At 73.4% G+C, this 21517-nt stretch carries 20 protein-coding genes; 10 read left to right on the top strand and 10 right to left on the bottom strand.

All coding sequences use genetic code 11. From position 1 onward, the window contains the following. Positions 1–72: 72 nt before the first annotated feature. Entirely contained in the window at positions 73–390 is a 318-nt protein-coding gene (locus ABZ135_RS13380) for a hypothetical protein (RefSeq protein WP_356695002.1), read from the bottom strand. A 48-nt stretch (positions 391–438) separates the two neighbouring features. Further along, positions 439–939: a hypothetical protein gene (locus ABZ135_RS13385; protein ID WP_356695004.1), complete on the bottom strand. Its 501-nt coding sequence runs from the start codon at positions 937–939 to the stop codon at positions 439–441. Positions 940–1092: 153 nt separating this feature from the next. Here ABZ135_RS13385 and ABZ135_RS13390 point away from each other — a divergent pair, with 153 nt between their 5' ends. Together ABZ135_RS13390 and ABZ135_RS13395 are read left to right on the top strand one after the other, a co-directional pair. Then, positions 1093–1530 (top strand): nitroreductase family deazaflavin-dependent oxidoreductase, encoded by a 438-nt coding sequence (locus ABZ135_RS13390; protein ID WP_356695006.1) that lies wholly within the window; start codon positions 1093–1095, stop codon positions 1528–1530. A gap of 175 nt (positions 1531–1705) precedes the next feature. Continuing rightward, positions 1706–2860: a nitric oxide synthase oxygenase gene (locus ABZ135_RS13395; RefSeq protein WP_356695008.1), complete on the top strand. Its 1155-nt coding sequence runs from the start codon at positions 1706–1708 to the stop codon at positions 2858–2860. Here the strand turns inward: ABZ135_RS13395 and ABZ135_RS13400 are convergent. Continuing rightward, positions 2857–3057 (bottom strand): hypothetical protein, encoded by a 201-nt coding sequence (locus tag ABZ135_RS13400; protein ID WP_356695010.1) that lies wholly within the window; start codon positions 3055–3057, stop codon positions 2857–2859. The genes ABZ135_RS13395 and ABZ135_RS13400 overlap by 4 nt on opposite strands. A gap of 253 nt (positions 3058–3310) precedes the next feature. Here ABZ135_RS13400 and ABZ135_RS13405 point away from each other — a divergent pair, with 253 nt between their 5' ends. Then, a complete protein-coding gene (locus ABZ135_RS13405) occupies positions 3311–4282 on the top strand; it encodes a LacI family DNA-binding transcriptional regulator (RefSeq protein ID WP_356695012.1) in 972 nt (323 codons plus the stop codon). Between the two features lie 115 nt (positions 4283–4397). Further along, a complete protein-coding gene (locus ABZ135_RS13410; RefSeq protein ID WP_356695014.1) occupies positions 4398–7484 on the top strand; it encodes a glycoside hydrolase family 3 N-terminal domain-containing protein in 3087 nt (1028 codons plus the stop codon). Positions 7485–7585: 101 nt separating this feature from the next. Here the strand turns inward: ABZ135_RS13410 and ABZ135_RS13415 are convergent, their stop codons facing one another. Both ABZ135_RS13415 and ABZ135_RS13420 read right to left on the bottom strand, forming a co-directional pair. Continuing rightward, positions 7586–8668, bottom strand: coding sequence for a tetratricopeptide repeat protein (locus ABZ135_RS13415; RefSeq protein ID WP_356695016.1), 1083 nt, complete (start codon positions 8666–8668; stop codon positions 7586–7588). Beyond that, positions 8665–10014, bottom strand: a complete 1350-nt coding sequence (locus ABZ135_RS13420; protein WP_356695018.1) for a tetratricopeptide repeat protein — start codon at positions 10012–10014, stop codon at positions 8665–8667. Before ABZ135_RS13420 ends, ABZ135_RS13415 begins: the two co-directional genes overlap by 4 nt. Positions 10015–10207: 193 nt before the next feature. On the opposite strand from ABZ135_RS13420, the gene ABZ135_RS13425 reads away from it, so the two are divergent. After that, positions 10208–11125, top strand: a complete 918-nt coding sequence (locus ABZ135_RS13425; RefSeq protein ID WP_356695020.1) for an oxygenase MpaB family protein — start codon at positions 10208–10210, stop codon at positions 11123–11125. Between the two features lie 136 nt (positions 11126–11261). Here ABZ135_RS13425 and ABZ135_RS13430 read toward each other — a convergent pair whose 3' ends face one another. From ABZ135_RS13430 to ABZ135_RS13445, 4 genes are all read right to left on the bottom strand, one after another. Beyond that, positions 11262–11828, bottom strand: coding sequence for a hypothetical protein (locus tag ABZ135_RS13430; protein ID WP_356695022.1), 567 nt, complete (start codon positions 11826–11828; stop codon positions 11262–11264). A 274-nt stretch (positions 11829–12102) separates the two neighbouring features. Next, positions 12103–14268: an MMPL family transporter gene (locus tag ABZ135_RS13435; RefSeq protein ID WP_356695024.1), complete on the bottom strand. Its 2166-nt coding sequence runs from the start codon at positions 14266–14268 to the stop codon at positions 12103–12105. Positions 14269–14476: 208 nt separating this feature from the next. Then, positions 14477–14971 carry a MarR family winged helix-turn-helix transcriptional regulator gene (locus ABZ135_RS13440; RefSeq protein ID WP_356695026.1) on the bottom strand — a complete coding sequence of 165 codons (495 nt, stop codon included), beginning with the start codon at positions 14969–14971 and terminating at the stop codon, positions 14477–14479. A 36-nt stretch (positions 14972–15007) separates the two neighbouring features. Beyond that, positions 15008–15997 (bottom strand): Gfo/Idh/MocA family oxidoreductase, encoded by a 990-nt coding sequence (locus ABZ135_RS13445; RefSeq protein WP_356695028.1) that lies wholly within the window; start codon positions 15995–15997, stop codon positions 15008–15010. Between the two features lie 395 nt (positions 15998–16392). Between ABZ135_RS13445 and ectA the strand changes: the two genes are divergently transcribed. From ectA to thpD, 4 genes are all read left to right on the top strand, one after another. Then, positions 16393–16911, top strand: coding sequence for a diaminobutyrate acetyltransferase (gene ectA, locus ABZ135_RS13450; RefSeq protein ID WP_356695051.1), 519 nt, complete (start codon positions 16393–16395; stop codon positions 16909–16911). 78 nt (positions 16912–16989) lie between these two features. Then, entirely contained in the window at positions 16990–18282 is a 1293-nt protein-coding gene (ectB, locus tag ABZ135_RS13455) for a diaminobutyrate--2-oxoglutarate transaminase (RefSeq protein WP_356695030.1), read from the top strand. A 25-nt stretch (positions 18283–18307) separates the two neighbouring features. Continuing rightward, the gene (locus ABZ135_RS13460) at positions 18308–18712 is read left to right on the top strand and encodes an ectoine synthase (protein WP_356695032.1); all 405 of its coding nucleotides are present in this window, start codon (positions 18308–18310) and stop codon (positions 18710–18712) included. 69 nt (positions 18713–18781) lie between these two features. Further along, positions 18782–19681, top strand: coding sequence for an ectoine hydroxylase (gene thpD / locus ABZ135_RS13465; RefSeq protein WP_356695034.1), 900 nt, complete (start codon positions 18782–18784; stop codon positions 19679–19681). 175 nt (positions 19682–19856) lie between these two features. Here thpD and ABZ135_RS13470 read toward each other — a convergent pair whose 3' ends face one another. Then, positions 19857–20720 (bottom strand): RNA polymerase sigma factor SigF, encoded by an 864-nt coding sequence (locus tag ABZ135_RS13470; protein ID WP_356695053.1) that lies wholly within the window; start codon positions 20718–20720, stop codon positions 19857–19859. A gap of 227 nt (positions 20721–20947) precedes the next feature. On the opposite strand from ABZ135_RS13470, the gene ABZ135_RS13475 reads away from it, so the two are divergent. Continuing rightward, positions 20948–21379: an ATP-binding protein gene (locus ABZ135_RS13475; RefSeq protein ID WP_356695036.1), complete on the top strand. Its 432-nt coding sequence runs from the start codon at positions 20948–20950 to the stop codon at positions 21377–21379. The last annotated feature ends 138 nt before the right edge of the window (positions 21380–21517 follow it).

Genomic DNA, 21517 nt, shown 5'->3' on the forward strand with positions numbered 1-21517 from the left:
GGGCCCGCCCGGTCTGTCGCGTCCCACGCAGACGGTCGCCCTGCGGGCGCAGGGCGTTCGGCAGGCAGCGGCCTAGCGGGCGGCGAGGAAGGCGAAGAGGGCTGCCGCGCCGCCCAGGGCGGCCAGTTGGACGGTGCCGGCCGTCCAGCGGCGCAGGAGGAGGAGACCGCCGCCGGTGACGATCGCGCCGGCGGACAGGAGCCAGGCGGATCGGCGGGCCAGGTGCGGGGCCTCGGGTGGGTTGGCGGGGTCGTGGGCGTCGGCCCAGCCGGTGATGCCGTAGCCGTACAGGAGCCAGGCGACGACCAGCAGGTCGATCAGCAGCAGTGCCACGGCGACCGCGATCCGCGACCCCGTCGTCGGTCCGTTCCCGCGCTTGTGGTCAGGCATGCGCCCAATCTGGCCGCTCGGCCGTGGAGGTGGCATGAGCACGCGTACTCAGATCGGTCGCACGGGGCCTTCGCCGATCGCCGCGAGGAGTTGGATCGGCCATTCCGGGTCGGCCTGGCCGAGGGCGAGGCCGACCCACCGCGCGGACTCCGGCAGGCGCCACACCCGCACGCTGCCGGCGACCCCGGAGAGGAAGCCGAGCGGTTCCCGCGCCGCCACCCCGGGATCGGGATCCTGCTCGGGGTCGGGCGGCCAGAGGTCGACCGTCTCCGGAGCGCCCCAGCGTTCCGTGAGGACGGCGGTCAGGGCGGCGAAGTCCGCGTCCAGTTCGGCTTCGGCGGCATCCACGATCTCCGTACTGCGGTCCTCCCAGAAGTCCTGGCTCTCCCGCAGCACGGCCAGGTGGAACCCGGGACCGCCCCACTGGCCGGACGCCCCGGGCCTGCTCTCCTCCGGAGGGAAGGGGAGGACGCTCAGGCGGTCGAGGACCGAAAGCTGTTCACCCAGGTTGGGCTCGGACCGGTACGGGTGAGGGTGCGGGTGCGGCATGGCCGGAGCGTAGGTGCCGAATGCGGCGGGCGGCAAAGGGTGGCTGGTTCCGGACGGCACGGACGGTGGTGGTTCCGCGGGAATCCGCTGGTGGAATAGCGTCGCCGATGTCGTTGACCCTGGAGATGTCAGCCCTGTCCACGGAGGTGGGTCATGTCCCTTGAAGGTGTGTACGAGCCGAGCCCGGCGAAGTGGGTGCGCGATCAGGTCGAGCTGTACGAGTCGTCAGGCGGCACCAAGGGCACGACGATCCGGGGGCTGCCGGTGGTGCTCGTGACGAGTGTCGGTGCGAAGAGCGGCAAGATCCGCAAGACGCCGCTGATGCGGGTGGAGCACGAGGGTGTGTACGCGCTCGTCGCCTCCAACGGCGGCGCGGTCAAGCATCCGGTCTGGTACCACAATCTCGTGGCCTCGCCGCTGATCAGGCTTCAGGACGGCCCGAAGGTCCAGGACATGAAGGCCCGGATCGCCACGGGCGAGGAGCGCCGGGTGTGGTGGGAGCGGGCGGTCGCGGCCTTCCCCGACTACGCGGACTACCAGCGCAGGACCGAGCGGGAGATCCCTCTCTTCGTCGTGGAGCCGGTCGACTAGTACGGAGCCGGGCACCATAGCAGCACGGTGGCCGTCCGGGGCGAAGAACGGACACTCTCCACACCCACGCGCATGCGTACGGTAGTCGTAGGGCCAGGGAGGGAACACCTTGGTCTTCGGTCTGAGTCGTCGTCGGAAGTCGGTCCCCGTCAGCGGTACGTGCCCGTACGCACCCATGCCACCGGTCCCGCAGCCCCTGTCCGAGCCCCAACCGCAGCCCCGCTTCCAGCCCCCGCCCCAGGGGGGCGTCGTGGACCGGGGGCAGGCGGAGGAGTTCGTGCGGCAGTTCCATCACGAGCAGCCGCACGCGGGGGACGTGGAGCGGAGGGTCCGCGAGGTGCTGGCGGAGATCGAGCGGACCGGGACCTACGAACACTCCCCCGCCGAGCTGGCCTTCGGCGCGCGCGTCGCCTGGCGCAACGCGGCGCGCTGCATCGGGAGGCTGTACTGGCGCAGCCTCGTGGTGCGCGACCTGCGGCATGTGACGTCGCCGGACGAGGTCGCCGCGCAGTGCTTCGAGCATCTGCGGCTGGCCGGCAACGGCGGGCGGATCCGGCCCGTGGTCTCGGTGTTCGCACCGGACCGGCCGGGGCGTCCCGGGCCCCGGATCGTCAACGACCAGTTGGTCCGCTACGCCGGCCACCGCACGCCCGACGGGCGCCGGGTCGGCGATCCGCGCGGCGCGACGCTGACCGAGCGCGCCCGGGCGCTGGGCTGGAAACGGGAGGACGAGCCGTTCCAGGTGCTCCCGTTGATGGTGCGGGAGCGCCCGGGGGCGCGGCCGGAGTGGTACGAGCTGCCGGACGACGCCGTGACGGAGGTGCCGTTGCGGCATCCGGACCACGGGTGGTTCGCCGAGCTCGGGCTGCGCTGGTACGCGGTGCCGGCGATCAGCGACATGGTGCTGGAGATCGGCGGGGTGCCGTATCCGGCCGCGCCCTTCAACGGCTGGTACATGGGGACGGAGATCGGCGCCCGCGACCTCGCGGACGCCGACCGCTACGACCTGCTTCCGGTGGTCGCGGACCGGCTGGGTCTCGACCGGTCGTCGGAGCGCACGCTCTGGCGGGACCGTGCGCTGGTGGAGCTCAACGTGGCGGTGCTGCACTCCTTCCAGGAGGCGGGGGTGACGATGGCCGACCATCACACCGAGTCCGAGCGGTTCCTGCGGCACATCGCCCAGGAGCGCCGTCACGGCCGGGCCACCCCGGCCGACTGGAGCTGGATCGTTCCGCCGGTCTCCGGCTCCGCGACGCCCGTCTTCCACCGTTACTACGATCCGGTGGACCCGTCGCTGCGGCCCGCGTTCCTCCCCGGCGGGCCGTCCTAGGGGTAGCCGGCCAGGTTGGCGACGTTCGTGGCGGAGTTCGAGGGGCCGCCCCGGTCGTTGATCACGTGCCGGATGGTGCCGGTGCCGCCGAGGGAGCGCGCCAGATCCACATGTGGTCGCCGCGCGACCAGCGCGGAGCAGAGGACTCCTCCGGCGGCGAGGGCGGCGCCGAGACGGCCGCGGGGGGAGAGGGGCATGGGTCTCCTTGAGGTGGGGGGTGAGGGGACCGTCCTGCTTTCCGAGCGGCGAACGTAAAGGTCTGAACCAGGCGCGTCAAGGGGTCGCGCATTCAGGTCGTGAAGGCACAACTCGCTTGAGGCGCGGAGTTGTTGCTCTGCGACACGAGGTCGACGTGAAGTCTTGACGGCGGGCATCGGCCGCTGTTGACTCACGGCACCGCGTCGGAACCGGTTCCGACAGCGTTGTCGGAACCGTCCGGGAGGCTTCGCGATGCGTGTCACGATCTCCGATGTCGCACGTGCGGCGGGGGTCAGCAAGACGACGGTGTCACGGGTCCTCAACACCGGGACGGAGGTCGACGCGTCCACGGCCGCCCGTGTTCGGGAAGTGATCGACGTGCTCGGTTACGTGCCGAGTTCGGGGGCCGTCGGCCTGGCGCGCGGCAGCAGCAGGACGATCGGCGTGCTGACGCCCTCCCTCACCTGGCCGTGGGTGGGCGAGGTCCTCCAGGGTGTCGCCGACACCGTGGAGGCCGCCGGTTACGGGCTGCTGCTGTTCACGTGCCACCGCGGCTCCCGTTCGGTGGCGCACTTCGCCACCCAGGTCTCCGCCCGCGCCTTCGACGGACTTCTCGTCGTCCTTCCCGAGGGCATCCTGGACACCGTCACGGCGATGCACCGGCGCGGCATGCCGGTGGTGCTCGTCGACGACCACGGCCACCAGCCCGAGTTCCCCTCGGTGGCCACCACCAACCGGGCGGGCGGCGCCTCCGCCGCGGCCCGCCTGCTCGCCACGGGGCGGCGGCGCCCCCTCGTCGTCACCGGGCCGCGCCGGTTCGGCTGTGTGAGCGAGCGGCTCGCCGGCTTCACGGAGGCGCTGCCCGCCGCGCACGTCGTCGACGGCGAGTTCACCGAGGACACCGGGCTGCGGGCCGTCGAACGCGCCCTCGCCGAGGGCCGCGACATCGACGCGGTCTTCGCGCACAACGACCTCATCGCGTCCGGGGCGCTGCGCGCCCTCAGGGCGGCCGGTCGCCGGGTGCCGGACGATGTCTCGGTGGTGGGCTTCGACGACCTGCCGATGGCGCGGCACACCGAGCCGGCACTGACCACCGTCCGCCAGCCGATGCGGGCGATGGGCGAGGCCGCCGCCCGGATGCTGCTGGCCGGGCTCGGCGGCGACCCGATACCGCACGAGCCCTTCGTGCTGCCCACGGAGCTCGTGGTCCGCGACTCCGCCTAGCTGCGCGGCCGGCCGCGCGGCGCCCGTACCACGTGCGGCACCACACGCCCGGCACGGCCCGGTCGGGCGCCGCACGCGTCCTTCCCCTCCCCTGCCCCGAATCCGAGGAGCCTCCATGCCACGACAACGTCACCGACGGACGGCGGGCGCGGCGGTCGTCGCCGCGACCGCCGTGCTCGCCGGACTGCTCACCGGCGCCCTGCCGAGCGCCGCCGCCGGCCAGGAACCACCGCCCCGGGCCGTGGACCGCTTCGAGGGAGAGGTGCCGTTCGCCGCCCCGCCCGCCGAGGGGCTGTTCACCTGGGGCAGCGACGCCGACGACCATCCCCGTCTGGAGCTGGTGGAGCGGTCCGACGCCCCCGAGGGGGACAAGGTCCTGGAGGGCCGTTTCGACATCAGCGGCTGGGGCGGCTTCACCCATGACTTCGCCTTCGACCGGCCCGCGCAGAACTGGACCGCGTACCGGGGCATCCGCTTCTGGTGGTACGGGCAGAACACGGCGCCGCTCCCGCCCGGTTCGGGGAAACGGATCCACTTCGAGATCAAGGACGGCGGGGCGAACGGCGAGGCGTCCGAGCTGTGGACGACCTCCTTCACCGACGACTGGGAGGGCTGGCACCTCGTCGAGATCCCGTTCTCCGACTTCCGTTACCGGGCCGACTACCAGCCGGTGGGCGGCATCGACCAGGTGCTCGGGCTCGACGCCATGTGGGGGTACGCCCTCACCCTGCCGGCCGGCGCGCCCGGGGCGTTCGCCCTCGACGGCGTGGAGCTGTACGGCACGGCCGAGCCGGCCCTGGACGCGCGGGTGGTGACGCGGTCGGTGGTGCACCCCGTCGACGAGGGCGGCACCGCCCGCGTCGACCTGTCGGTGACCACGACCGGGTCCGCGCCGCTCGGCGCGCCCGTCACCGTGACGTACGCGACGGGCGACGGCGGAGGCGGTGCCGAGGCCGGCGAGGACTACACACCGGTCTCGGGCAGCGTGGTGTTCCCCGCCGGTACGCCCTCCGGTGCGACCCGCTCGATCAGCGTACGGACCCTGGAGGACCGGTCCGCCGAGGCCGCGGAGTCGGTCCCGCTCGTCCTCGCCGTCGAAGGCGCCCGGGCTCCGGCCGAGACGCCGCTCGTGGTCGTGAACGCGCACGGACTGCCCTACCTCGACCGGCGGCTGCCGGTCCGGGCGCGGGTGGCGGACCTGCTCGGGCGGATGTCCCTGGCCGAGAAGGTGGGCCAGATGACGCAGGCCGAGCGCAACGCGCTGCGGTCCCCCGGCGACATCGCCGGTCACGGCCTCGGCTCGCTGCTCTCCGGCGGCGGCTCCGTGCCCACGCCCAACACCGCGGAGGCGTGGGCGCGGATGGTGGACGCCTACCAGGTGCGGACCCGGGCGACCCGCTTCCAGATCCCGCTGGTCTACGGCGTGGACGCGGTCCATGGGCACAACAACGTCGTCGGGGCGACGATCATGCCGCACAACATCGGCATCGGCGCCGGCCGCGACCCGGGGCTCGCGGCCCGGACGGGCGCGGTCACGGCGAAGGAGGTGCGGGCCACGGGTGTCCCCTGGGACTTCGCGCCGTGCCTGTGCGTGACCCGCGACGAGCGCTGGGGGCGCTCCTACGAGGCGTTCGGCGAGGACCCCGCTCTGGTCACCGCCATGGAGACGGTCATCGAGGGGATGCAGGGCGCGCGGGACGGGCGGGATCTGGACCGCGCCGACAAGGTGCTCACCAGTGCCAAGCACTTCGTCGGCGACGGCGGCACGGAGTTCGGGTCGTCGACCACCGGCTCGTACACGATCGACCAGGGCGTCACCCGGGTCACCCGGCAGGAGCTGGAGGCGGTCCATCTCGCTCCGTTCGCCGAGGCGGTCCGGCGCGGTACGGGCACGGTGATGCCCTCGTACTCGTCCCTGGACGTCCTCGGTGACGGGCTCGGCCCGGTGAAGATGCACGCGAACGCCGAGATGATCAATGGTGTGCTCAAGGGCCGGATGGGCTTCGAGGGCTTCGTCATCAGCGACTGGCAGGCCATCGACCAGATCCCCGGCGACTACCCGAGCGACGTGCGCACGTCGGTGAACGCCGGCCTCGACATGATCATGGTGCCGACGAACTACCAGGAGTTCACCCGCACGCTCGCCGCCGAGGTGGAGGCGGGCCGGATCCCCCGGGCGCGGATCGACGACGCGGTGTCCCGGATCCTCACCCAGAAGTTCCGCCTCGGGCTCTTCGAGAAGCCCTACGCGGACACCAGGCACCTGCCGGAGGTCGGTTCGGCCGAGCACCGGGCGGTGGCGCGCGAGGCCGTCGCGAAGTCGCAGGTGCTGCTGAAGAACGAGGGCCGGGTGCTGCCGCTGAAGCCGTCGCAGAAGGTGTACGTGGCCGGTTCCAACGCCGACGACCTCGGCAACCAGGCCGGCGGGTGGACCATAAGCTGGCAGGGCTCCTCCGGCCGTACGACGGCCGGCACCACCGTCCTGGAGGGCATGCGCAGGGCGGCCCCGGAGGCCGGCATCACGTACTCGAAGGACGCGTCCGCGCCCACGGACGGGTACGACGTGGGTGTGGTGGTGGTCGGCGAGACGCCGTACGCCGAGGGGTTCGGCGACGTCGGCAACGGCCACGACCTGGAGCTGACCGCCGCCGACCGGGCCGCGGTGGAGCGGGTCTGTGCCGCGATGCCGTGCGCGGTCCTGGTCGTCTCGGGCCGGCCGCAGCTCATCGGCGGCCTGCTGCCGCGGATCGACGCGCTCGTCGCGTCCTGGCTGCCGGGCACGGAGGGCGACGGCGTCGCCGACGTCCTCTACGGGAAGCGGCCCTTCACCGGTCAACTCCCGGTGACCTGGCCGAAGTCCGAGGCGCAGCTACCGATCAACGTCGGCGACCGGCGGTACGACCCGCAGTTCCCGTACGGCTGGGGGCTCGGCACGCTCGCTCCGCCGCCGGCCGGCGGCGCACCCGCCCTGCGGGGCCTGGGCGTAGCGGCCGAGGCGCTCCAGAAGGCCGGGCGCGGGAACACGCCGGAGGCGCGGCGGCTCGTCACCCGGGCCCGTCTGATCGTCCAGGAACGGATGGGTCAGGACGGCATCACCGAGGCCACGGCCCGGCCCTTCGCCGAGGCGGACCATCTGCTCCTGACCGGCGACCCGGCGGGTGCGGTGCGCAAGCTGGCGGAGGCGTACCGGGCGGCCGGCTGACCGTCGCTCGGACGGGCCCCGCCCGTCACCCGGTCCCCGCGTCTGGAGGCCGCCGTCCCCGGCCTCCAGGCGCGGTTCCGCGGCGCTGCGGTGCCGGAGCGCTACGGCTTGGGCGCGCGGCGCTGCAGAGCGGCGCGGCTCACCCAGTAGGTGATGACCGCCGCCCAGAACAACGGGAAGGCGAAGGCTCCGAAGACCTCGATCCGCCACAGCAGCACGGTCAGGACCGAGTGGAGCGCCAGCACCGCCACCGCGACCGCCATGGCGAGGACCGGCTTGCAGCCGCGTGCCACGAGCAGCAGGGGGCGGCGCAGGTGCGGCGGTACGCGCCGGGTCAGCCACAGCAGCCATCCGCCCCAGCCGCCGAGGAAGACGGCCGTGCTCACCAGGATCGTCACGAGGGCGTCGCCGCCGGCGGCGCCCGCGCGCAGGTGGGCGGAGGCGAAGGAGGCCGCGACGAATCCGGCGAGGGCCACCCAGCGGGAGCCGGCGACGGTGCCCCAGGCCATGGTCTCCAGGTTGTAGCGGGCCTGGCGGTCGTGCAGGTCGAGGGCGGCGGACTGGACGAAGCCCTCGGCGGCCCGGGTCCACGCGCCGGGCCGGAACCAGCGGCGGCGCAGGTGGAGCAGCGAGAGGTTGTTGTGGGCCTCGCTGCTGTCCGGGTCGAGGCGCAGCGCCGTCTCGTACGCCTGCTGCGCCACGGCGTGGTCGCCGAGGCGGTGGGCGGTGAGTCCGACGAGGAAGTGGGCGTCGGCCTCCTCGGGTGCCAGGGAGACGGCCGTGCGGGCGGCGTCGTAGGCGGCGCGTTTGCGTTCGATGCGGACGGAGCGGTCCAGGACGGTGCCGAGGGTGTAGTGGCTTCCCCAGTACTGCGGGGCGAGTTCCACGGCCCGCCGGGCGGACTGCTCGGCCTGCTCGTACTGCCGCAGGGTGAGCAGGATGTGGGTGCGGATCATCCAGGCGTGCACCGAGTCGGGTGCGGAGCGCAGGGCCTGTTCGACGGTGGCCAGGGCCTGCTGTTCGTCGCCGAGGCGGTGCCGGCAGCGGGCGAGGAGCACGAGCGCGGTGGCGTCGTCGGGCTCGCCGGCGAGGTGTCGGGCGAGGAGCGCGGCGGCCTGTTCGTAGCGTCCGAGGTCGTAGAGGGCGTCCGCCCGCCGCAGCGCGTCCTGGGGGTGGGTCGTCACAGCTTGCGCTTCTTCTTCAGGTAGGCGACGAGGTCGTCGTACATGCCGCCGTCGTTGGCGAACAGGGCGACGTTGCGGGCGGCGGCGAACCAGGACTCGCTGGACGGCTTGATCTGCCGGGCGGCGCCGAGGAGGTCCTTGGTGCCGATCATGCGGACGGTGCCGGTGCGGGCGGAGTCGAGGAGGGCGTGTTCGGCGGCGGTCTCGCAGACGTGGGCGAGGTCGGCGCCGGAGAAGTCCTCGGTGGCCTTGACGAGCTTGCCGAGGTCGACCGATTCGATGGGGCGGTCCCGCAGGTGGTAGCGGAGGATGGCCTCCCGGGCGGGGGCGTCGGGCGGCAGGACGAGGAGGGTGCGGTCGAGGCGGCCGGGGCGGCGCAGGGCGAGGTCGACGTCCCAGGGCACGTTGGTGGCGGCGAGCACGAAGACGCCCTCGTTGCGGTCGGCGTCGATGCCGTCGAGTTCGGTGAGGAGCTGGTTGACGACGTTGCGCAGTCCGCTGTGGTGCATGCGGGAGCGCTTGGCGCCGAGGGCGTCGAGTTCGTCGAGGAAGACCACGCAGGGGGCCTGGCGGCGGGCGGCCTCGAAGATGTCGTGGATGTTCTTCTCCGACGTGCCGATGTACATGTCGAGGATGTCGGAGAGCGACACGGACACGAATCCGGCGCCGAGTTCGCCCGCGACGGCCCGTGCGAGGAACGTCTTGCCGCATCCGGGCGGTCCGTAGAGGAGCATGCCGCCGCGCAGGCTCTTGCCGTACAGCCTGCGCAGTTCGGGGTTGCGCATGGGGGCGAGGAAGGCGGCCTCCAGGCGGTCCTTGACCTCCTGCATGCCGCCGACGTCGGCGAGGCGTACGGCGCCGGGCGCGTCGACGTCCCAGGCGTGCGCGTCGCCGGGGTCACCGCTGCCGTCGGAGGTCAGCGGGTGCGCGAGGGCGTCGCCTCGGTCCTGGTCGTGGGCGGGGTCGGCGAAGCGGGGGCCGACGAGGTCCGCGACCTCCTGCTCGGCGGCGTCCCAGTCGAAGGCCGGCGGCTCCTCGGCCGGGTCGGGGCGCGCCGGGTCTTGTGCCGGGTCCTGTACGGGGCCGTGGGGTGCGCCGGTCTTCGGGGGTTCCGGGTCCGCCGGCGGCGGAGTGGGCGCCGGCATCCGCATCGCACGGGCCATCAGGTCCCGTGCGGCCGGGTCGCCCGGTGCGTGCTGCAGCGCGGCCGCGGCCTGGCCGACGGCCTCGTCGTATCTGCCCTCGGCCAGGAGCAGTTCGGCGAAGTGGAGCCGCAGGGGGACGTCTTCGGGGGCGGCGGCGACGGCGGCGCGGAGGCTGCGGAGGAGGGGAGACTCGTCGGGCATGGGGGCCAGCCTAGAAAGCGGCCGCCGGGACCTGTGCACCGGGTGCGGCCGTGATCATTCCGGCGCCCGTACCGCCGCCCGGACTCCGGTCCGGGCCTCAGCGGGTGTCCAGGGGGCTCCGGGGGGCTTCGGGGGCGAGGCCCCGGGAGTGGCGCCCCTTCCGCCGGGCGGCCCCCGGGCGCACACTTGAGTCGTGCCCTGGCGCGTGCCGTTCTCCGGCGCGCTGCGGAAGCGGGCCGGTGAGGCACTGCTGCACCGGGTCGCCGGTCCCACGGCGCACCGGAAGCGCATCCGTATCCACGGAACGCCCGGGCCGCGATGGTTCGGCCCCGGGCGTCCCGTGCGGAGCGTGCACGCGGACGCCTCGATGTACGTGGGAGGGCTCGCGGCCCTGCTGCTCCAGTCCTTGCACCCGGTCGCCATGGCGGCGGTCGCCGGGCACTCGGACTTCCGGGGAGACCCCTGGGGGCGGCTCCAGCGCACCAGCACCTTCCTGGCGACCACGACCTTCGGCACCGCCGAGGACGCCGAGCGCGCGGTGCGGCAGGTGCGGGCGGTGCACGAGAGCGTCCGGGGGCGGACGCCGGAGGGCGTGCCGTACCGGGCGTCCGATCCCCGGCTGCTCGCCTGGGTGCACGCGGCCGAGGCGCACTGCTTCCTGGAGGCCCATCAGCGCTACGGCAGGGCTCCCCTGGACCCGTCCGGTGCGGACGGCTATGTGGCCGACATGGCGCGGGTGGCCCGCCGGCTCGGAGTGGTGGACCCGCCGGAGAGCCGCGCCGGCCTCGCCGCCGAACTGGCCGCGTACCGTCCCGAGCTGCGCGCCACGCCCGCGTCACGGGACGCCGCGCGCTATCTGCTCGGGCACCCGCCGCTGCCGTGGCCGGCGCGGCTCCCGTACGCGTTCCTCTGCGCGGCCGCCGTCGATCTGCTGCCCGACTGGGCGAGGGCCCTGCTGGACCCGCCGTACACCACGCGCCTCCTCCTGCCGGTCGCCCGGCCGGGGGGCCACGCGGTGGTGGCGGCGATCCGGTGGGCGATGCCGCCGCCACCTCGGGGACCGGCCGCGGGGCGAGGCGGGGCGGGACGCGCCGGGGTGGACACCCCGTAACGGGAAGGACCGTCGCGTCCCTCCTTGGCGTACTTCCGTCCGGCCGGCCCGGATCACCGCGACCGGCGGCCGGCCCGGCCCCGGTCCGCGGGTCCGCCGGCCCACCCCCGTACGGCGGGAGGTGCGGGGCGCCGTGTCAGGCGCGGCCCCGTCGGGGCCGTCCTCCGCCCTGGCCACCCTGGCCACCCTGCCCGCCTTGGCCACGCTGACCTCCCTGCCCGCGCTGACCGCCCTGGCCGCCCTGGCCGCCGCGTCGGCCTCCGCGCTTGCGGGGGGACGGCGGTCCGGCCGCCGCGGGGCCGCCGGCGGCCTCCGGGGACGAGAACATCATCGGCACGGCCGGAGGGGCCGCCGTGCCGGGCGCGGGCGGTGCGGCGGGCGCTCCCCCGGCCGCGGCGGCGGCGCGGGCGGCGAGCGATTCGTGGGACGCGCCGGCACCGGCGACGACGGAGGCGTGCGCGATCAGCGGCGCACACGCCTGGCAGATCTCGGCGAGCGTCCAGACCTCGGCGACGGCCGGGTTGTGGATCAGGACCAGCAGCATCCGGCCGGTGCAGGTGGCGCGGGCCGAGTGATGGCGGCAGCCGGTGGCGCCGCAGGCGCAGTCCGCGTTGGGGCGCGGGGTGGCGAGGCGGCCGTGTGCGCGGGCGTGCTCGGCCGCGAAGACGCGCAGCGCCTGGAGGTCCCTGGACCGTGCCGGCATGCGGCAGCCCGCCGTCGTGCAGGTGACCGTGGCGGAGTGGTCGGGATGACCGGTGAGACGAACCGTCCAGGTCCTGCCTGGCACACGTGATCCGGGAAGCATGCTCAACGCGCGCGTGTCCGTTCGAGTGAGAGGGGTGTTGGCCATGGTTTTACCCCGTTGGCGACGAACCTTCACATCCGGGTCCCGGTTCCCGGCGCGTTCGGCCGAACACGGACCCCCGCCGGCGGCCGCGGGGCCGTCGGCGGGGGTCCGGTCGGACGGGCTCAGGGGGTCACGCGCGGCGGCGCGGCTCGCCGGGCCACCACACCGTGGGTCCGATGTCGCGGACCAGCGCGGGCACCAGGAGAGAGCGTACGACGAGGGTGTCGAGGAGGACGCCGAAGGCAACGATGAAGGCGATCTGCACCAGGAAGGCGAGCGGGATCACGCCGAGGGCGGCGAAGGTGGCGGCCAGGACGACTCCGGCGGAGGTGATGACGCCGCCGGTCGCGAGGAGTCCGCGGCGCACGCCCTCGCGGGTGCCGTGCAGCAGGGTCTCCTCCCTGACGCGGGACATCAGGAAGATGTTGTAGTCGACGCCGAGGGCCACCAGGAACACGAATCCGTACAGGGGGACGGCGGGGTCGGTGCCCGTGAAGCCGAGGACGTGGCGGAAGACGAGGGACGAGACACCGAGGGTGGCGGCGAAGTTGAGGGCCACGGTGGCCACCAGGAGCAGCGGAAGCAGCAGGGAACGGAGCAGTCCGACGAGGATGACGAGGATGATCGCGAGCACCACGGGCACGATGAGCAGCCGGTCGCGCTCGGCGGTGCGCCGGGTGTCGTACTGCTGGGCGGTGTAGCCGCCCACCAGCGCGTCCGCTTCGGGTACGGAGTGCAGGGCGGCGCGCAGGCGGGCGACGGTGTCCTTGGCGGCGTCGCTGTCGGCGGCGTCCTCGAGGGTGACGTCGACGCGGACGCGTCCGTCGGCGACGAGGGGTTCGCCGGGGCGTCCGGGCCCGCCGGTGGTGAGGACGGCGGCGGAGTCGACGCCGTCGACGCGTTCCGCCAGCGCCCGTACCTCGGCGGCCGAGCCGGCGTCGGCGATCACGACGGCGGGGTTGCCGGCGCCTCCCGGGAAGTGCTCCCCGAGCTGCCGCTGCGCGGTGACGGACGGCGCGTCCTTGACGAAGATCTCGTCCAGCGGCACCCCGCGCGAGTCGAGGGTCGGGGCGAAGGCGGCGCCGGCGAGGAGCGCGGCGAGCGTCCAGGCCCACACGGCGCGGGGAGAGCGGTCGACGAGTGCCGCGACGCGTCGCCACACGGTGTGCGCGTCCGCGAGCGCGTCGCTGTCACCGTCCTGGACGTCGCCGTCCTGGACGTCGCCGTCGGCGCCGGCGCCCCGGCGGGTGCGAGCGGGCTCGGGGCGGGCGGCCTTGGGACGGGCGGGCCAGTAGGCCGCGGGGCCGAGGAGCACCAGGGCGGCGGGCAGGAAGGTCAGCGCGCCGAGGACGGCGCAGGCGATGCCGATCGCGCCGACCGGGCCGAGGGCGCGGTTGTTGGTGAGGTCGCTGAGGAGGAGGGCGAGCAGGCCGAGCCCGACGGTGGCCGCGCTCGCGGCGACGGGGCCGGCGGTCTGCCGCAGCGCGGCGCGCATCGCGGGGTGGCGGTCGCCGTCCCGCGCGGCCAGCTCCTCCCGGTAGCGGACGGCGAGCAGCAGGGCGTAGTCCGTGGCGGCCCCGATGACCAGGATGGACAGGATGCCCTGCACCTGGCCGTCGACGCGGACGACGCCGTGGTCGGCGAGGACGTAGACGACGGCGCAGGCCAGGCCGAGGGAGAACACCGCGCCGAGGATGATCGTCAGGGGCAGCAGGACGCTGCGGTAGACCAGCAGCAGGATGGCCAGGACGGTCGCCAGCGCGACCCCGAGCAGCAGGCCGTCGATCCCGGCGAAGGCGTCGGACAGGTCGGCCTGGGTGGCGGCGGGGCCGCCGACGAGGGCGTCCGTGCCGGGCACGGACGACGCGGCCGCGCGGACGGCGTCGAGCGTCGGCGCGAGTGCGTCGCCGAGGCCGGGGCGCAGGGGTACGACGCCCCGCAGGGCCTGTCCGTCCTCCGAGGGCAGGGCGGGTGAGGGGCGGCCGGCGACGCCGGGTTCCCCGGCGAGGGAGGCCAGGGAGCGGGTCGCGGCCGCGCGGGCCCCGGCGTCCAGGGGCCCGCCGCCCTCGGAGGTCCAGACGACCAGGGCGGGCAGGGACTCCTCCTGCCGGAACGCCTTCTGGGCTTCCAGGACCTGGGTCGATTCGGCGCTGCGGGGCAGGAAGGCGGCCTGGTCGTTGGTGGCGACCTCGCCGAGCCGCCCGGCGAACGGGCCGAGGCCCGCTCCGACGGCGAGCCAGACGACGAGGAGAAGCAGCGGCAGCAGCCGGCGTGCCCACCGAGGGGGTGCGGACATGGGGGACTCCCGGAGAAGAGACATCTCGACCGTGAACAATCTCAATGATCGAGAGAGATTGAACCATGGCGGTGCCGCGACACCTTTCCTCAGGGGGCGTCCCGGGCCGCGGAGGCGCGACTGGGGCGGGAGAACCGGAGCATGGGAGCCGGCGCGTGGGAAGCGGAGCGTGAGAACCGGAGTGCGGGAAGCGGCGCCGCGCCGGGGTTCAGCGCCTCGGGACGCGCAGTTCGCCGAGTTCGGCGTTCAGGGCGTCGAGGTAGCGCTGGACGACGGCCAGTTCGGCGTCGTCGAACCGGGCCCGGGTGCGTTCCGCGGCCTGGGCCAGCGGCAGGAAGTGGGCGCGCGCGACCGCGCGGGCGTCCTCGGCGTAGTGCACGTGCACGACACGGCGGTCGGCGCTGTCCCGCGTACGCCGGATGTGTCCGGCCTTCTCCAGCCGGTCCAGGCAGGCCGTCACCGCGCCGGAGGTGAGCCCCAGGTGGTCCCGCAGCATCCCCGGCGTCGGCGGTTCCGCGCTGTCCAGTACGAAGGACAGGGCCTGCACGTCGGTCGGGTGCAGGCCCTGGGCCAGGGCGAAGCCGTGGGACAGCCGGTTCACCTCACCGATCGTGCGCCGCAGGGCGACGGCGAACCGCCGCAGGTCCGCCGGAGCGGTTCCGGCGCTGTTCCCGTCGACGTCGTTCTGCTGTCCCCTCGCCACGTGACCAGCGTATACACAGGGGCGGCGCGGCCCGCCTCAGAGGGTGTCCACCGGGTAGCGCACGCCGATCCTCGCGCGTACGGCGTCCAGGGTCCGCATCACGGCCAGGGTTCCGTCCAGGGGGACGAGCGGCGACTCGGTCTCGCCCGCCCGGAGGCAGCGCATGACCTCGGCCGCCTCGTGCTGGAGGCTGTCGCGCCGTCCGGGCACGGTGAACTCCTCCGGTTCGCGGCCGCTGCGGTGGAGCACGAAGCCCTCCGGAGAGAAGAAGCCGCGCGGGACCTCGATCCGTCCCTTGGTGCCGGTGACGGAGGCCGTGAGCGGGGTGTCGGCGACGATCGAGCAGGACAGCAGCGCGGTCGCACCCGCGTCCCAGCCCAGCAGCACGCCCGTGTTGAGGTCGACGCCCTCGGGCGAGAGCAGCGCGTCGGCCGAGATCCGGTCGGGCTCGCCGAGGAGCAGGTGGGCGAAGGACACGGGATACACGCCGAGGTCGAGCAGCGCGCCGCCGCCGACGGCGGGGTCGCGCAGCCGGTGGTCGGGCGCGAAGGGGCCTTCGAGGCCGAAGTCCGCGTGGACGGTGCGGATCTCGCCGATGGCGCCGTCGGCGACGAGGCGGGTCAGTTCGCGGACGACGGGGTTGCAGTACATCCACATCGCCTCCATGAGGAACAGGTGGCGCTCGCGGGCGAGCGCGACGAGTTCCCCGGCCTCGCGGGCGTTCAGGGCGAATGCCTTCTCGCACAGCACGGCCCGGCCGGCCTCCAGGCAGAGTCCGGCCGCCGCGCGGTGCGCGGAGTGCGGCGTCGCCACGTAGACGACGTCGACCTCCGGGTCCGCGGCGAGCTCCGCCCAGTTCCCGTAGGCCCTCGGTATGTCGAAGCGCTCCGCGAAGGTCTTCGCCGACGCGAGGTCGCGGGAGCCGACGGCGACGACCTCGGCGTCCGGCATCTCCTTCAGATCGGCCGCGAAGGAGGCCGCGATGCCTCCCGTGGCCAGAATTCCCCACCGTACGGTCGCGCTCATGCCGTCTCCCACCCTCTCGGTCACGCCCCTCCGGGGCACGCGAGGACACCGGCACGGGACCGTGCCGACCACGGGGGAGCTTAGGGCGCACGGGCGCGGGCGCGCAGGCCGTGCGAACTCCTACTCCTGACCCTCCAGGGGGACTTCAAACGGGAAAGAGGGGAGGATCTCATGGATCGGCGAGGAGCGAGCCCCGCACCAGCAGGGCGTTATCCAGCCGTTATAAACGGTCACTTTGTGGGCTTTTCGTCCGTTTTGCCCGGCGACAAGTGACGGACTTTCCCTCCAAGGGCGATTCCTGCACCTATCGCATCCGGCACCTCTCGCACAACCCCGCCGCACAAAGAAGTTCGCCGAATCGGTAGGTAGCTTCGGCGCCCATGACCACAGCACCCATGAAAACCCGCGGGGCCGGTGTCGACATCGGCCCCGCCGAGCCGACGGACGGCGCCGACCTCTGGCGGATCGCACACGGCTCGGAGGAACTGGACGTCAACTCGCCCTACAGCTACCTGCTGTGGTGCCGCGACTTCGCCGGCACGACCGCGGTCGCCCGCGACGCCTCCGGGCGGCCGGTCGGCTTCGTCACCGGCTACCTGCGGCCCGAGGCACCGGGGACGCTCTTCGTCTGGCAGGTGGCCGTGGACGGTTCGCACCGCGGAACCGGGGTAGCGGGAGCACTGCTCGACGCTCTGACCGCCCAGGTGGCGGCCGAGCACGGGCCGATACGGCTCGAGGCGACGGTCACTCCGGGGAACGTGGCCTCCGACCGGCTGTTCCGCTCGTACGCGCGTCGCCACGGCGCCACGGTGACCCAGGAGGTCCTGTTCCCGTCCGCCGTCTTCCCCGACACGCCCGACGCGGGCGGCAGCCACGAGCCCGAGGTGCTCTACCGGATCGGACCTCCGACGTAGCGCGGCCGCGCGCCGCGCGCCGTACGCCCTGAGCCCTCGCCGAGAACCGAGAACGCAGAACCGAGAACCGGGAGAACCGTGACCACCCTCACCGACACCGCCCCCGCACCGTCCGTCTTCGAGACCGTCGAGTCGGAGGTGCGCAGCTACTGCCGTGCCTGGCCCGTGGTCTTCGAGCAGGCCCGCGGGAGCCGGCTGTACGACGAGCACGGACGCCCCTTCCTCGACTTCTTCGCCGGAGCGGGATCCCTCAACTACGGCCACAACAACCCGGTGCTCAAGCGGGCGCTCCTCGACTACCTGGCCGGTGACGGCGTCACCCACGGGCTCGACATGTCGACGACCGCCAAACGCGACTTCCTGGAGACCTTCCGCGCGAAGGTCCTGGAGCCGCGGGCCCTGCCGTACAAGGTGATGTTCCCCGGCCCCACCGGCACCAACGCCGTCGAGGCGGCGCTGAAGCTGGCCCGCAAGGTCACCGGCCGGGAGACCGTCGTCTCCTTCACCAACGCCTTCCACGGCATGTCGCTCGGCTCGCTCGCCGTCACCGGCAACGCCGCCAAGCGGGCCGGCGCGGGCGTCCCGCTGCACCATGCCGCGCACATGCCCTACGACAACTACCTGGGCGGCCAGGTGCCGGACTTCCTGTGGTTCGAGCGGCTCCTGGAGGACCCGAGCTCCGGCCTCGACCACCCCGCCGCGGTGATCGTCGAGACGGTCCAGGGCGAGGGCGGGGTCAACGTGGCCCGGGCCGAGTGGCTGCGCGGGCTCGCGGACCTGTGCCGGCGCCACGACATGCTGCTGATCGTCGACGACGTGCAGATGGGCTGCGGCCGCACCGGCGACTTCTTCTCCTTCGAGGAGGCGGGCATCACGCCCGACATCGTCACCCTGTCCAAGTCCATCAGCGGCTACGGCCTGCCCATGGCGCTGTGCCTCTTCCGCCCCGAACTGGACCTGTGGCAGCCCGGCGAGCACAACGGCACCTTCCGCGGCAACAACCCGGCCTTCGTCACCGCCACGGCCGCGCTCGACGCGTACTGGAGCGACGGCACCCTGCGCGACCGGACCCTGGCCCGGGCCGACCGCGTCGAGCGCGCCCTCGGCGACCTGTGCGGCGACGACGGCCGCACCGCCGTCGGCTACCGGGGCCGCGGCCTCGTGTGGGGCCTGGAGTTCGCCGACGGCGAGCGGGCCGGTGCCGTGTGCCGGCGGGCCTTCGAGCTGGGACTGCTCCTGGAGACCTCCGGGCCGAACGACGAGGTGGTCAAGCTGCTGCCGCCGCTGACCGCGACGGACGACGAGCTCGACGAGGGCCTCGGGATCCTAGCCCGCTCCGTCCGCCACGCCGCCGACCGCGCCGCCGCCTGACCCGTACGAAGAAAGGCCAGAAACAGTGATCGTCCGTACCTTCGCCGAGATCGAGAACACCGACCGCCACGTCCGCGCCGCCTCGGGCACCTGGGAGAGCAAGCGGATCATCCTGGCCCGCGAGCGGGTCGGCTTCTCCCTGCACGAGACCGTGCTGTACGCCGGGACCGAGACGTCCATGTGGTACGCGAACCACGTCGAGGCCGTCGTCTGCACCGCCGGCGAGGCCGAGCTCACCGACCACGAGACGGGCCGCACGTACACGATCGTGCCCGGGACGATGTACCTGCTCGACGGGCACGAGCGCCACACCCTCAAGGTCAAGCAGGACTTCCGCTGCCTGTGCGTCTTCAACCCGCCGGTGACCGGCCGGGAGGACCACGACGAGAACGGCGTCTACCCGCTCCTCACGGAGCCCGACCCGGCCTGAGCCTGCCCCGCCCCACCCGTACCACCCGCACCACCGCAGTCCGTACGAGAAAGGAAGGCACCGTCCCTCATGACCTCCGCCCCCACCCGTCCCGTCGACCTGTACCCCACCCGCGGCACCGACGAGGTGCTGATCGGCCGCAAGGACCCCGTCGTCTGGTCCGCCCCCGGAACGCCCGGACCCTTCTGGGCCCGTGAGCTGGAGGAGTACGAGCGCGACGGCTTCCTCACGGTGGACGAGCTCGTCACGCCCGACGAGGTCGTGGAGCTGCGGGCCGAGCTGGACCGGCTGGTCGCCGACCCGCAGGTGCGCGCCGACGAGCGGGCGATCGTCGAGCCGAAGTCCCAGGAGATCCGCTCGGTCTTCGAGGTGCACCGGATCAGCGAGGTCTTCGCGCGGCTGGCCGCCGACCCCCGGGTCGTCGGGCGGGCCCGGCAGATCCTCGGCTCGGACGTGTACGTCCATCAGTCGCGGGTCAACGTCAAGCCCGGCTTCGGTGCGAGCGGCTTCTACTGGCACTCCGACTTCGAGACCTGGCACGCCGAGGACGGCCTGCCGAGGATGCGGACCGTCTCGGTGTCGATCGCGCTCACGGCGAACCACACCACCAACGGCAGCCTGATGATCATGCCGGGTTCGCACCGGACCTTCCTCGGCTGCGCGGGCGCCACCCCGAAGGACAACTACAAGAAGTCGCTCCAGATGCAGGACGCCGGCACCCCGTCGGACGAGGCGCTGACCACGTTCGCCGAGGCGTGCGGCATCCGCCAGTTCACCGGTGCGCCGGGCTCGGCGACCTGGTTCGACTGCAACGCGCTGCACGGCTCGGGCGACAACATCACCCCGTATCCGCGCAGCAACGTCTTCCTGGTCTTCAACAGCGTCGAGAACGCGCCGGAGATGCCGTTCGCCGCGCCGGTCCGGCGTCCCTCCTTCATCGCCGCCCGTGACATCACGCCGATCGGCTGACCGGCCCGGCCCGAGAACGCCCCGCCCCGCACGGCTGTCCGTGCGGGGCGGGGCGTGGTTCGTGGTCGAGTTGTTGGCGATGGGCCGTGCGCCGGCGCATACGCGAGGGCCCCGGGGCCGGCTCCGTCGCCGCCCCGGGGGCCCGTCTCGCGCCGCTCCGCGCCCGCCGGTTCGCTCAGGCGTCGGCCGGAGCGTCCGCCAGCATGCCCTCGCGCAGCCGGCCGAGGGCGCGGGCGAGCAGGCGGGAGACGTGCATCTGCGACACGCCGAGCCGGGCGCCGATCTCCGACTGGGTCAGTTCCTCCACGAACCGCAGGTGGAGCAGCAGCCGGTCCCGTTCGTCGAGGCGCTCCACGAGCGGGGCCAGGGTGTGGAAGTCCTCGAAGAGCTCGATCGCCGGGTCCTCCTCGCCGATGAAGTCGGCGAGGGAGGCGTCCGCGTCCTCGTCGTCCCCGCTGCCGAGGGCCGCGTCGAGGGACGTGGAGTGGTAGCCGTTGGCGGCGATCTGCGCCTCGACCACCTCTTCCTCCGACATGTCCATGCGCTCCGCGAGTTCGGCGACGCGCGGTGCCCTGCCGAGCCGCGAGCCGAGGTCCTCGTTGGCCTTCGCCAGCTCCACGCGCGCCTCCTGGAGGCGGCGCGGCACGTGGACGGCCCAGGTCGTGTCGCGGAAGAACCGCTTGATCTCCCCGACGATGTACGGCACGGCGAAGGTCGCGAACTCCACCTCCCGGGACAGGTCGAAGCGGTCGATCGCCTTGATCAGGCCGACGATCCCGACCTGGACGATGTCCTCCATCTCGTCGCCCCGGGCGCGGAACCTGCCCGCCGCGTACCGGACCAGCGACATGTTCATCTCGATCAGGGTGTTGCGGACGTACTGGTGCTCCTTCGTCCCTTCCTCCCGTGCCGCCAGCTCACGGAAGAACACCTTCGACAGGGCGCGCGCGTCCTGGGGCGCGATCTCGTGGGGAGCCTCGAGCACGGGCAGGTCGGTGCACGTACCGTCTTCCGCGGTCGCCGTCGTCGCCTTGACCATCTCGGTCCGCACGGGGACAACCTCCTGTTTCTCGCCGAACGTTCGCCTGTGGCGCTTCGCCTACCCGGACTTGACACCCCCACGCGTCCTTTCTTTCCGGCGTCCTCGCCTCTTCCCGGTGTCCTCGTACGACGCCGCCCGCCCGGCCGGGCCCACGCATCGCTCGGCGATCCGAGGGAAGACGAAAACCGCCGGAAGCTCAATAACCGGGAAGAAAGGGACACCTGATGAAGACTCGGGGCGACGCCCGGCCCAGCCCGTCGACGCCGGCGGTCGCGTACCCCGGCGCCGGGCCGCCCGACGCGACCGCCGTCCGCACCTCCGCGCAGGCGCGACGAGCCGTCCGCCGGGCCCTGGCCTCCTGCCTGCCGCGCCGTCCCTCGCAGGTGGACGACCTGATGCTGGTCGCCTCCGAGCTGGTGACCAACGCGCAGCGGCACGCGGGAGGGGTCACCGCCTTCGCGATAGGTCTCGGCCGCGACAGCGTCACCATCTCGGTCGGCGACGCCAGTCCACGGACGCCGCAGTACACGTTCCATCAGGAACTGCGGCCCGGGGGATTCGGCTGGCCGATCGTGCTGCATCTGTGCCGCCAGGTCCTGCTGGACGTCCGTTCGGACGGCAAGACCGTCCACGCGGTCGTGCCGTTCGACCGCTGAATCTCCGTCGGCACCTCCGTCGGCGTCTCCGCCGGCTCCCGGCCGGAGCCGCGACACCGCCCGGCCCGCGCCGCCGCGGCGGGAGCTCCACGTTCCGGGGGACTCGGGGCGGATTCAGGTAGGTCACATGATCTCCTG

This window comes from Streptomyces sp. NPDC006339 (genome assembly GCF_040612775.1).
Classification (GTDB): Bacteria; Actinomycetota; Actinomycetes; order Streptomycetales; family Streptomycetaceae; genus Streptomyces.